Below are 12,161 nucleotides of genomic sequence, written 5' to 3' on the forward strand. Positions count from 1 at the left end.
CCCACAAAAAAGCCCCGCCTTCGTTTAACGAAAGCGGGGCTTTTTATTGCTCTGGCGGGTTATTCGGCCAGTTTGAAAGTGATGAAGCTGGCACGCCCTTCACGCAGAACCCGCATCGACACGGTACGATTCTTCGGCAGCGCCTTGGCGATATCGGTAAATTCCTTGGTGGAGTTGATCGCCTGGTTGTTCAGGTGGGTAATCACGTCGCCTGGCTGCAAGCCGATCAGCGCAGCAGGACCATCCTGAACTTCCTTGATCACGACACCGCTCTTGAGGTCGAAGGTTTTCTTCTGCTCATCGGTCAGTTCCGCAACTGCAATGCCGAGACGGTTGCTGCTGCGCTCGGCGCCCGGTTTGGTATTACCCAAAGCATCCAGCGTTGCGCCTTCTTCCGGGATCGCACCGACCGTCAACTCAACAGTCTGACGCTTGCCTTCACGAATGACTTCCAGCTTGGCCTTGCTGCCCGCCTTCAGCGCACCGACCAAATGTGGCAGGTCGGCTGACATGATGATCGGCTGACCGTTCATGCTCAGAATCACGTCACCCACCTGCAGGCCACCCTTGGCAGCCGGGCCATCGTCCTGGATCTGTGCAACCAGCGCACCCGCCGGCTTGTCGAGACCGAAAGACTCAGCCAGATCTTTGTTCACTTCCTGAATCACCACCCCCAGCCAGCCACGGCTGACTTTGCCGCCGTTTTTCAGCTGATTGGAAACATCCATGGCCACATCGATCGGGATGGCGAAGGACACGCCCATGAATCCACCGGAGCGGGTGTAGATCTGCGAGTTGATCCCTACCACTTCACCGGCCAGGTTGAACAGCGGACCACCGGAGTTACCCGGGTTGATCGGCACGTCGGTCTGGATGAACGGCACGTAGTTTTCGTTGGGCAGGCTGCGACCGATGGCACTCACAATGCCTTGGGTCACCGTATGGTCAAAGCCAAACGGAGAACCGATCGCCACTACCCACTGGCCGGCCTTCAGGTCCTGGGATTTACCCAGCTTCAATACCGGTAAGTCCTTGCCGTCGATCTTGAGCAAAGCCACATCCGAACGCGGGTCGGTGCCCACCAACTTGGCCTTCAGTTCGCTGCGATCAGCCAGACGCACGAGGATTTCGTCAGCGTCAGCGATCACGTGATTGTTGGTCAGGATGTAGCCGTCCGACGAAATGATGAAACCCGAACCCAAGGATTGGGCCTCGCGCTTGCCACCGCCGCTACGGGGAGCACGCTGCTGCGGCATGCCACGCTCGAAGAATTCGCGCAGCATCGGCGGCAGACCTTCCAGGTCGGGCATCTGCTGGTTGGAGACTTTACGATCCGGCAGCTTCTGTGTGGTGCTGATGTTCACCACGGCAGGCGAAGCCTGCTCCACCAACTGGGTGAAGTCAGGCAGTTCGGCCGCTTGCGCAGGCACGGCCTGCCCCAGCACCAATACCGTGGCGACGATGGATAAATAAGACTTCAAGCGTGGTATCGACATACAGCTCCCGTTACGACGAGCAGGGTTGAGCGACAGGGTTCAAGAAACGCCGAAAACTTCGACCGACATCTTTGTTCCGCGAACAAAACAAGGCCAGAACCGACAAGTCCTGACCTATAAAAAACATAAGGATTTTTTGCAAGTGAAAATACTGATCCAGACATTTCATGTTCTCGCTAGCCGACCAGGCATCGGCTTACATTGAAAGGTCAGGATGAACATAGGATTAACGACTCACGGCTTGGCGGCTGGCTTTTTTTCACCACGCACCGACAGGGCGATACGCTCAGCGGTACCCAAGGGAATCTCACCCACGACCGTCACCATCATTTCACCGTCCACCGTGTTGAGACGGCGGGATACGGCAACCGTTGGGCCCAATTGGGTGCGGGTTTCGGTTACGTTTGCATCGCTGACAGGCTCCAGGAACACCGAAAAACGCGTCAGTCCATCACTGTACATCAGGCTGTCGACAGTGGCCTTGGTCTGGACATCTTTGCGCGCATTGCTGCTGGTGAGCTGAAAGCCAGGCGGCAGCCATTCAAGGTGCCAGGCCTCGGTGGTGTCGACTTCCGGTGCCTTGCTGTTGGCCACTGCAATGGGTGTGCATTCATTGGTGGGTTGCAGATCGCGGTCACCGGGTATCACTGAAGTGTTCAGACGAGTGAACTGAAAGCGCTCCAGTAACTGACCTTGATCGTTCAGTAACAGAGACTTGAGAGGCAGCGCCGTCTCGCGGTCCAGATGCAACTCAAACCCATAACGGAAGGCGTCACGCGGCGTAATCGATACGATCACAGTCTCACGACCGGCCACGCGGGATTTGCCGATAACGGCAAACTCATACCATTGAGAGAGTTTTTGGGGATCGAGGGCGCGCGAAGGGGCTTCGCGTGAATTACCCAAGCCTGCGACAAGCGCGCCACTGACGCACTGAGTCCGACCGTCTACCCGTACTACTTCCTGGGCAGAACCATCGAGTTGCAGGAGACGCTCACGAACCTGACCATTCTCGACACGGTGCCAGATGTCATGGGTAGAAAAACTACCGTTACGCTCGTAGACGAACGTCCCTTCGAAGCTTTGCTGCTGCTCTGCACGCCCAAGTCGAGTGAGCCAATCCTGAGCGTCATCGGCGTGGGCGGGGAGCGCTAACCAACCACTGAGCAAAACCGTAAGGAGCGATATGGCGCGCATAGGGCTCCTTGACGATTTAGCGGTTTTCCAAGCTTGCAGCGCGAGCGTATGGCAGAGCACTTTCAGTGCCTTTCAGAGCCGAATCCTGTGCGTGCTGGCGCAGGTAGCCTGGAAGACGCTGATCTTGCCAGCCGGACTGCCCTTGCAATACGCCGTTGGCCATAGGGCCAGTGGCGTCAGAGCTTTCCTTGTAGCCAGCCAACACAGCAGGGCCTTTGACTTGCGGACCGGCCATGACCGGTTGCTGAGTCTGCTGGGCCAGCTCGGCACCCGCAATTTCGTCCTGGTTGTACAGACGAACACCCGCCAGCACAGCAACGGTTACCGAAGCAGCCACTGCCAGGCGGCCAATGCTCCGCCAAGGTCCGCGTGCAGCTTTTGCCGGAACGGCTTCATCAGCCAGCGCAGCAGAAACGGCCGCAGCAATATCCAGACGAGGGATTAGGAGATCCTTGTGCATCGCCGCCCGAGCGACTTGGTAACGAGACCAGGTATCACGGGTTTCGACATCATCAAATGCGTTGAGCACTCGACGAAGTTCCAGTTCATCCGCTTCGTTATCCATCACTGCGGACAGCGATTCCTGCAGGGCATCACGACTCATGGCGGTTCCTCTCTTGGCTGTCGCCGCTGTCTTTAGTTTTCCTGCAACAACGGTTGCAAGGCTTTATCGATGGCTTCCCGGGCCCGGAAAATCCGTGACCTTACAGTCCCCACCGGACACTGCATGACGCTCGCAATGTCTTCGTAACTCAGACCATCGAATTCACGTAAAGTTAACGCGGTACGTAAATCTTCTGGCAGTTGCTGAATGGTGCGATGGACGGTGCCCTCGATCTCGTCGCGCAGCAATGCTCGCTCCGGCGACTCGAGATCCTTGAGGCCGTGATCACCATCGTAAAACTCTGCATCTTCTGAACTAACATCGCTATCCGGTGGGCGGCGTCCGCGAGACACCAGATAGTTCTTCGCCGTGTTGATGGCGATGCGATACAGCCACGTGTAGAACGCACTGTCACCGCGGAAATTCCCGAGTGCACGGTACGCCTTGATAAAGGCTTCCTGTGCAACGTCCTGCGCTTCATGGGTGTCGTGCACAAACCGCACGATCAACCCGAGAATTTTGTGCTGGTATTTCAGCACTAGCAGATCAAAAGCTCGCCTGTCGCCGCGTTGAACGCGCTCGACCAGCTGCTGATCCTCTTCCTGGGTTAGCATGAACACTCCTCGTTGTACTTGAAGGAGGCTTGCATAACTAAACGATCAGGCTTGCAAACATAGACTCGGACTTTTCGCAAAAGTTCTCCCCCTTCAAGCAAGTTTCCGGCATGCACTGAATTGGCACACACGAAAAACGCAGCGCGGTTGATACCGACTGCGCGAATAATCTTGTCGCCGGTTTTCTGACGCGTCCGATGCTCCCGACGGGCCAATAAACTCAACGTTTTCCCAGCTTTCGGGCAACCTGCTATTGAGTCGGGGCCCATGCAAAAAGTTCCCGTTTCAATAACTGGCCGATTTTACGCTGGCGCGCACCGTAATCTCACATTGCCACGAACGCCCGGCTATTGTGCCGCTCCCCCCCTCTATATACTAGTGGCCCGTGCGACCCTTTGATTCGCCGATCCAGGCGTCCTGTTTGCGCCCCCTTTGGATCGCTTTTTGCGGAATCCTTCAAATGAGCCAACAGTTTCAACACGATGTCCTGGTGATAGGCAGCGGCGCTGCCGGCTTGAGCCTCGCACTCACCCTCCCCGGCCACCTGCGGATCGCAGTCCTGAGCAAGGGCGACCTGGCCAATGGCTCGACATTCTGGGCCCAGGGTGGTGTCGCCGCCGTGCTGGATGACACCGACACCGTACAATCCCACGTCGAAGACACCCTCAACGCCGGCGGCGGCCTGTGCAACGAAGAGGCCGTGCGCTTCACCGTGGAGCATAGCCGCGAAGCCATCCAATGGTTGATCGACCAGGGCGTGCCCTTCACCCGCGACGAGCAGGCGGGCAATGACGACGGTGGCTTTGAGTTCCACCTGACCCGCGAAGGCGGCCACAGCCATCGCCGCATCATCCATGCGGCCGATGCTACCGGCGCTGCCATTTTCAAGACTTTGCTCGAGCAAGCCCGCCAACGCCCCAACATAGAACTGCTGGAGCAACGCGTTGCTGTCGACCTGATCACCGAAAAACGCCTGGGCCTCGACGGCGAACGCTGCCTCGGTGCCTACGTGCTCAACCGCAGCAGCGGTGAAGTCGATACCTACGGGGCACGGTTCACCATTCTGGCGTCGGGCGGGGCGGCCAAGGTCTACCTCTATACCAGCAACCCCGACGGTGCTTGTGGCGATGGCATCGCCATGGCCTGGCGCTCGGGCTGTCGGGTGGCCAATCTGGAATTCAACCAGTTCCACCCCACCTGCTTGTATCACCCGCAGGCCAAGAGCTTTTTGGTCACCGAAGCGCTGCGCGGCGAAGGCGCGCACTTGAAGCTGCCAAACGGCGAACGCTTCATGCCGCGCTTCGACCCACGCGCCGAGCTGGCACCACGTGACATCGTCGCCCGCGCCATCGACCATGAAATGAAGCGCCTGGGCATCGACTGCGTCTATCTCGACATCAGCCATAAACCCGAAGCCTTCATCAAGACGCACTTCCCCACGGTCTACGAGCGCTGCCTGGCCTTCAACATCGACATCACCAAAGGCCCGATCCCCGTGGTGCCGGCGGCGCACTACACCTGCGGCGGCGTGATGGTCGACCAGCATGGCCGCACCGACGTGCCCGGCCTGTACGCAATCGGCGAAACCAGCTTCACCGGCCTGCACGGTGCCAACCGCATGGCCAGCAACTCGTTGCTCGAATGCTTCGTCTATGCGCGCTCGGCAGCCGCCGACATTCTCGACCAACTGCCGAACATCCCGGTGCCCACCGCCCTGCCCCGCTGGGACGCCAGCCAGGTTACCGATTCGGACGAGGATGTGATCATCGCGCACAACTGGGACGAACTGCGCCGCTTCATGTGGGACTACGTGGGCATCGTGCGCACCAACAAGCGCCTGCAACGCGCGCAACACCGGGTACGGTTGCTGCTGGACGAGATCGACGAGTTCTACAGCAACTACAAGGTCAGCCGCGACCTGATCGAGCTGCGCAACCTGGCCCAGGTGGCGGAGCTGATGATTCGCTCGGCCATGGAACGCAAGGAAAGCCGCGGCCTGCATTACACCCTCGACTACCCGCAGATGCTGCCCGAGGCCCGCGACACTATCCTGGTGCCAGGCACCTACGGCGGCTGAACTTCAGGCGTACGCGCAGCCGCCGATGCAGGTCGGCGGCCTGTGAATCCTTGGGCACGCAGATCGAACGCACCCGCCACTCGCCTGGCAGCCGATAGCGCAGCACCACGATCAGCGGTAGCGCGAGGCTGTCAGGCCGCAGTTGCACGCTGTGCCAGCCCCGCTCGGCAGAGAATAACTGCCAGCCATCCTCGTCGCGGCGCAGGCCACGAACCGACGAACGGTGACTCAGCAGAATATGCCGAGGCAGAACGCAGGCGGCATGCGCCAGGCACACAAACGCGCCGAGGCTTGAATAGGGTAAATCCACAAACAAACATGCACCCAGCGCGACCAGCTGGGCAAAGAGGTACGCCGCCAGCAATAGCCGTGAGGCCTGCCAGCGGCATTCAAAACGATTACTTGGGCTGGACACGGTCCAGAATCATCCGAACCATGCGCTGCAGCTCTGGATCTTCCGATTCGGAGCGCTCCATGAACCAGCCGAACATGTCCTGATCTTCGCAGGTCAGCAACCGGACGTAGAGGTCGCGATCGACCTGGTTGAGCGTCGCGTATACCTCTTTGGTGAACGGCACCAGCAACACATCCAACTCCAGCATGCCACGACGGCTATGCCAGAAGAGGCGATTGATTTCTACATCTTCGACCATGGAGCGCTCCTCAAATAGGCGGCAAGTATACAGGCCCGACGGCACCGGAACAGTCGGCTTTGGTCGCGCCATACGGAAACTATCCATTTGCCGGGCGCCCCTCTATGATGCACCCATGACTTTTTGACCTGCGATGACCCATGGCTGACTCTGCTTTCTTCTGCCCCCTGTCCCACGAAGGCGTTCTCGCCGTCCGCGGCGCCGACGCTGCCAAATTCCTGCAGGGCCAATTGACCTGCAACCTCAATTACCTGAGCGATGCCCAGGCCAGCCTTGGTGCGCGCTGCACGCAAAAAGGGCGCATGCAGTCGAGCTTCCGCATCCTGCTGCAAGGCGACGGCGTGTTACTGGCCATGACCAGCGAACTGCTGGAACCGCAACTGGCCGACTTGAAAAAGTACGCCGTGTTTTCCAAATCCAAACTCACCGACGAAAGCGCCGCCTGGGTGCGCTTCGGCCTGACGAATGCGGATCAGGTCCTGGCCAGCCTTGGCCTTGAACTGCCCGCCGAGACCGATAGCGTCGTTCGCAACGATACGTTGATCGCCATCCGTGTCTCTCCTGGCCGCGCAGAACTCTGGGTGCCTGCCGAGCAAGGCGACGCCGTACGCGGCCAATTGGCTGCACGCCTCGAACAAAGCGGTCTGAACGAATGGCTGCTGGGGCAAATCCGCGCCGGTATCGGTCAGGTCATGCCGCAAACCCGCGAACTGTTCATCCCACAGATGCTCAACCTGCAAGCCGTAGGCGGCGTCAGCTTCAAGAAGGGCTGCTACACCGGCCAGGAAATCGTCGCGCGCATGCAGTACCTGGGCAAACTCAAGCGCCGCCTGTACCGCTTGAACCTCGACGCACCTGACATGCCCGAACCAGGCACCCCGCTGTTTTCTCCCAGCCACAACAGCTCGATCGGCGAAGTGGTGCTTGCCGCAAAAGCGGACCAAACCATTGAACTTCTGGCCGTGTTGCAAGCCGAAGCTGCCGATAGTGGCGATGTGCATTTAGGCACCCTGGAAGGCCCCGGCCTGCAATTGCTTGACCTGCCTTACACGCTCGACCGTGATCGAGAGATCCAGCGCTGATCGCCGTACCTTTTTGCAACACCCTAGAGAGCATGAATGAACAAGCTGGCGGAAAAAGTCCAACAGGCTTTGGTTGCGGCCATCGACAACGATGACCTGGTTCTGCCGACATTACCGGAAGTGGCCCTGAAGATTCGTCAAGCCGCCGAAGACCCGGATATCAGCATCAGCCATCTGAGCAAAGTGATCGGTCGCGATACCGCGCTGTCGGCACGCCTGATCAAAGTGGTCAACAGCCCGTTGCTGCGCGCCACCCAGGAAGTCACCGACCTGCACACCGCCATTACGCGACTGGGCACCAACTACAGCAGCAACCTGGCCATCGGCCTGGTCATGGAGCAGATTTTCCACGCCCGCTCCGAGGCGGTCGAACAGAAGATGCGCGATGTCTGGCGCCGCAGCCTCGAAGTGGCGGGCGTGAGCTATGCCCTGTGCCGCGGCCACACCCAACTCAAGCCGGACCAGGCAGCCCTCGGCGGCCTGGTGCACCAGATCGGCGTCTTGCCCATCCTCACCTATGCCGAGGATCACTACGAGTTGCTCTCGGACCCGGTCAGCCTCAACCACGTGATCGACAGCATCCACCCGGTATTGGGCGACCAACTGCTGCGCGGCTGGGATTTCCCCGAGTCATTGGTCAACCTGCCCGGCCAATACCTGAACCTGGAGCGCGAGTCGGCCACCCTGGACTACATCGACCTGGTACAAGTGGCCGTGCTGTATTGCCATCGCGGCACCGACCATCCCCTGGCCGATGTGCCGGTATTCAACCTGCCCGCGATCAAAAAGCTGCGGGTCGACCCTTACAGCGACAAATTGCGCACCGAACTGGATGAAGCGCGCTCGATGTTCTACTGATCAACCCGCGATAAAACTCACGCGTACTTTCAAGCCCGCCTGCTCGCCATCGTGCAGGCTGATCTGCGCCAGATGCGCCCGACAAATCTCGCCGACGATCGCCAGCCCCAGGCCCGAGCCCATGCCCTGCTGGCTGCGTCGATAGAAACGCTCGAACACCCGGTCACGCTCATTGAGCGGAATGCCCGGGCCGTCATCTTCCACCTCCAGCACAGCCGGTGCGGTCACCCGCAGAATCACATTGCCGCCGGACGGTGTATGCGCCAGAGCGTTATCCACCAGGTTGCTCAACAGCTCATTCAACAGCGTCGGCTCACCCCGCAACCACACCGGCTCATCAGCCTCCAGGGCCAGCGCCACGCCCCGCGCATGGGCCAAAGGCGCCATGGCCATGCCCAGTTCGCGGGCCAACTGGCTCAAGTCCAGCAATTGCGCGCCGCCTTCGGCAATCGCCCGGGCACCGTTTTCGATGCGCGCAAGGGACAGCAATTGATTGGCCAGGTGAGTCAGACGGTCGGTGCCCTGGGCGGCAGTCTCCAGCGTACTGCGCCACGTAGCCGGCTCTTCGGCGCGCAAACCCAGTTCCAAACGGGCCTTGAGCGCTGCCAGCGGCGTGCGCAGTTCGTGGGCCGCATCGGCGATGAACTGCGCCTGGCGTTCGAACTGCCCACGCAGACGCTCAGTGAAGTGGTTGAGAGAGCGCACCAACGGGCCGAACTCGTGTTGCACCTCCACCAGGGGCAAGGGTCGCAGGTCATCGGGCTGGCGTTCTTCCACCGCCGTGCGCAGCCGTTCCAGCGGACGCAGCGCCGCACTCACGGCGAACCACACCAGCAACAACGCCCCGACGGCGAGCATGCCCAATCGCAACAAGGTGTCGGCCATCAGGCTGCGAGCCATGCTGACCCGCGCCTCATCGGTTTCGGCCACGCGGATTTCCGCCATGCCATTCATGTTCGGTTCGGACACTGCCTTGAGCAGGCTGACCACGCGCACCTGCTGGCCCTGGTACATGGCGTCATAGAAACGCGCCAGCGCCGGATAGTCATCGGTGCGTGGCGTGCCGGGTGGTGGGCCGGGGAGGTTTTCGTAACCGGAAATGAGCTTTCGGTCGATGTCATTGACCTGATAGTAAATACGCCCGGCACTGTCATAAGCGAAGGTGTCCAGGGCCACGTAGGGCACGTTGGCGCTCAAGGTGCCGTCCACCTGAGTCAGGCCTGCGGCGATGGTGCGCGCCGACGCCAGCAGCGTACGGTCGTAAGCGGTGTCGGCGGCCTCGCGGCCATTCCAGTAGGCGCTCATGCCGCTGGCGAACATCAGCACCACCAGCAACAGCGCCAGGTTCCACAGCAGGCGCCAGCGCAGGCTGCTGGGCTTATGCATCGCGCGCTTCCAGCAGGTAGCCGAGGCCACGGAAGGTCACGATGGCGATGGGCTGGCCGTCGAGTTTCTTGCGCAGTCGGTGCACGTAGATTTCGATGGCATCCGGGCTAGCCTCTTCATCCAGGCCGAACACCTGGGAAGCCAGTTGTTCCTTGCTCATCACTCGCCCCGGGCGCGCGATCAGCGCCTCGAGTACCGCTTGCTCACGGGAGGTCAGCGTCATCAGTTCGCCCGCGACGGTAAACCGCCGGGTGTCGAGGTCATACACCAGCACCCCGCAGATCTGCTGGCGTTCGCCGCCCAACACGCTGCGCCGTAGCAGCGCCTTGACCCGCGCCTCCAGCTCGGTCAGCTCGAACGGTTTGGCGAGATAGTCGTCAGCCCCCAGGTTCAGGCCGTGCACTCGGTCCTTCACGTCACTGCGTGCGGTCAACATCAGCACCGGCAGGTTTTTCCCGCGTGCCCGCAAACGGGCCAGCACCTCAAAACCATCCATCCGCGGCAGCCCCACGTCGAGGATTGCCGCCGCGTACTCCTCGCTGCTCAAGGCCAGGTCCGCCGCCACCCCATCGTGCAGCACATCGACGGTCAACCCCGTGCTCTTGAGCGCCTGGGCAACACTTTCGGCGAGTTGCAGATGGTCTTCAACCAGCAAGACACGCATGGATTTCTACCTCAGTCAGGGGTGGTCGGCACCACGCTTTGCCGGGCAGTTTACAGGCGCCGCCTGCCCTGTGAAGCCCGAAAACATTGAAAGGCAACTGAAAGGTTAGTGAAAGCTTCGCCCTTTAGCATCCCTTCACGGTGGGTCATGCCCATCGGGCTGCCTGATCCGTGGCCACCGAAAAACGCCTCGATGCGTTTTCGCCAAAATAAGAACAATAACGGAGTACACAACGATGCTGTCGACACAGCCCCAGGCCGCCTCGCCTGTTGGTTTTTCCCGCCTTGCCCAGACCGCCCTCGCCAGTGCCGCTGCCCTTGCAGGCTTTTCGCCGCTTGCCCAGGCTGCCTTCTTCGAAGACAGCAGCGCGACCCTGGAAACCCGCAACATGTACTTCAACCGTGACTTCCGCGACGGCACCAGCGCACAGCAATCCAAGCGCGACGAATGGGCCCAGGGCTTCATGCTCAACCTGCAATCGGGCTACACCGACGGCACCGTCGGCTTCGGCGTGGATGCGCTGGGCATGCTTGGGGTCAAGCTCGACTCCAGCCCCGACCGCACCGGCACCGGCCTGTTGCCCACCCACGACGATGGTCGCGCCGCCGATGAATACTCCAAACTGGGCCTGACCGGCAAAGTGAAGATCTCGGCCACCGAGCTGAAGATCGGTGCCTTGATCCCCGAACTGCCGATCCTCAAGCCCAACGATGGCCGCATCCTGCCGCAGACCTTCAACGGTGGCCTGCTGACCTCCAAGGAGTTCAAGAACCTGGTGTTCACCGGTGGCCGCCTCGACAAGGCCAAGGATCGCGACGACAGCAACTACGAAGACATCGGCCTCAACAACAAGAACAGTCGTTTCCTCAGCGGCGCCACCGGCAAGCACTTCAACTTTGGCGGCGTCGACTACAAGTTCGCCGACAAGATCACCGGCAGCTACCACTTCGCCGAGCTCGACGACGTATACCGCCAGCACTTCCTCGGCCTGGTAGCCGCCCGCCCGCTGGGTCCCGGCACCTTCGCCGCCGACCTGCGCCTGGCCATCAGCGATGACACCGGGGCCGCCCGTGGCGGCAAGATCGACAACACCTCTCTCAACGGCCTGTTCAGCTATGCCCTCAATGGCCATAAGCTCAGCGCCGGCTACCAGCACATGTCCGGCGACAGCGCGTTCCCCTATGTGGATGGCAGCGATCCGTACCTGGTCAACTTCGTGCAGATCAACGACTTTGCCGGCGCCGAAGAGCGCTCCTGGCAGGCACGCTACGACTACGACTTCACCAAGCTGGGCATTCCCGGCCTGAGCTTCATGAGCCGTTACCTGTCGGGTGACAACATCAAGCTCAGAAACGGCGATACCGGCAAAGAGTGGGAACGCAACAGCGAGATCAAATACGTGGTGCAAAGCGGCACCTTCAAGGATGTGGCCGTGCGCCTGCGCAACGCGACCTACCGCTCCAACTATTCAGCCCGTGATGCGGATGAAATGCGCCTGCTGGTGAGCTACAGCATTGCGCTTTGGTAAGT

12 protein-coding genes are annotated in these 12,161 nt (G+C 60.4%); 4 read left to right on the plus strand and 8 right to left on the minus strand.

The features are described 5' to 3' along the window. Positions 1–59: 59 nt before the first annotated feature. The 4 genes from ACW9IN_RS04185 to rpoE all read right to left on the minus strand — a co-directional run bounded on the left by ACW9IN_RS04185 (position 60) and on the right by rpoE (position 3,911). Positions 60–1,496 (minus strand): DegQ family serine endoprotease, encoded by a 1,437-nt coding sequence (locus ACW9IN_RS04185; RefSeq protein ID WP_457364683.1) that lies wholly within the window; start codon positions 1,494–1,496, stop codon positions 60–62. A 234-nt stretch (positions 1,497–1,730) separates the two neighbouring features. Beyond that, on the minus strand, positions 1,731–2,693 hold the full coding sequence (locus tag ACW9IN_RS04190; RefSeq protein WP_457364684.1) for a MucB/RseB C-terminal domain-containing protein: 963 nt from the start codon (positions 2,691–2,693) through the stop codon (positions 1,731–1,733). 16 nt (positions 2,694–2,709) lie between these two features. Then, positions 2,710–3,297: an RseA family anti-sigma factor gene (locus ACW9IN_RS04195; protein WP_457364685.1), complete on the minus strand. Its 588-nt coding sequence runs from the start codon at positions 3,295–3,297 to the stop codon at positions 2,710–2,712. 32 nt (positions 3,298–3,329) lie between these two features. After that, positions 3,330–3,911 (minus strand): RNA polymerase sigma factor RpoE, encoded by a 582-nt coding sequence (gene rpoE / locus ACW9IN_RS04200; RefSeq protein WP_123715030.1) that lies wholly within the window; start codon positions 3,909–3,911, stop codon positions 3,330–3,332. A gap of 460 nt (positions 3,912–4,371) precedes the next feature. Here rpoE and nadB point away from each other — a divergent pair, with 460 nt between their 5' ends. Then, positions 4,372–5,988, plus strand: coding sequence for an L-aspartate oxidase (gene nadB / locus ACW9IN_RS04205; RefSeq protein ID WP_457364686.1), 1,617 nt, complete (start codon positions 4,372–4,374; stop codon positions 5,986–5,988). Here the strand turns inward: nadB and ACW9IN_RS04210 are convergent. Both ACW9IN_RS04210 and ACW9IN_RS04215 read right to left on the minus strand, forming a co-directional pair. Then, the gene (locus tag ACW9IN_RS04210; RefSeq protein ID WP_457364687.1) at positions 5,957–6,403 is read right to left on the minus strand and encodes a protein YgfX; all 447 of its coding nucleotides are present in this window, start codon (positions 6,401–6,403) and stop codon (positions 5,957–5,959) included. The genes nadB and ACW9IN_RS04210 overlap by 32 nt on opposite strands. Next, positions 6,387–6,641 carry an FAD assembly factor SdhE gene (locus ACW9IN_RS04215; RefSeq protein ID WP_176999181.1) on the minus strand — a complete coding sequence of 85 codons (255 nt, stop codon included), beginning with the start codon at positions 6,639–6,641 and terminating at the stop codon, positions 6,387–6,389. The genes ACW9IN_RS04210 and ACW9IN_RS04215 overlap by 17 nt, the downstream gene beginning before the upstream one ends. A gap of 140 nt (positions 6,642–6,781) precedes the next feature. On the opposite strand from ACW9IN_RS04215, the gene ygfZ reads away from it, so the two are divergent. Both ygfZ and ACW9IN_RS04225 read left to right on the plus strand, forming a co-directional pair. Further along, positions 6,782–7,723, plus strand: coding sequence for a CAF17-like 4Fe-4S cluster assembly/insertion protein YgfZ (gene ygfZ / locus ACW9IN_RS04220; RefSeq protein ID WP_457364688.1), 942 nt, complete (start codon positions 6,782–6,784; stop codon positions 7,721–7,723). A 36-nt stretch (positions 7,724–7,759) separates the two neighbouring features. Beyond that, complete coding sequence (locus ACW9IN_RS04225; RefSeq protein ID WP_457364689.1) at positions 7,760–8,581, plus strand: HDOD domain-containing protein; 822 nt, start codon at positions 7,760–7,762, stop codon at positions 8,579–8,581. Here ACW9IN_RS04225 and ACW9IN_RS04230 read toward each other — a convergent pair whose 3' ends face one another. Both ACW9IN_RS04230 and ACW9IN_RS04235 read right to left on the minus strand, forming a co-directional pair. Further along, on the minus strand, positions 8,582–9,967 hold the full coding sequence (locus ACW9IN_RS04230) for a sensor histidine kinase (protein WP_457364690.1): 1,386 nt from the start codon (positions 9,965–9,967) through the stop codon (positions 8,582–8,584). It lies immediately after the preceding gene. Further along, positions 9,960–10,631, minus strand: coding sequence for a response regulator (locus ACW9IN_RS04235; protein WP_457364691.1), 672 nt, complete (start codon positions 10,629–10,631; stop codon positions 9,960–9,962). The genes ACW9IN_RS04230 and ACW9IN_RS04235 overlap by 8 nt, the downstream gene beginning before the upstream one ends. 235 nt (positions 10,632–10,866) lie before the next feature. Here ACW9IN_RS04235 and ACW9IN_RS04240 point away from each other — a divergent pair, with 235 nt between their 5' ends. Then, positions 10,867–12,159, plus strand: coding sequence for an OprD family porin (locus tag ACW9IN_RS04240; protein ID WP_457364692.1), 1,293 nt, complete (start codon positions 10,867–10,869; stop codon positions 12,157–12,159). Positions 12,160–12,161: the final 2 nt, after the last annotated feature.

Source organism: Pseudomonas sp. SDO5271_S396 (assembly GCF_054071795.1).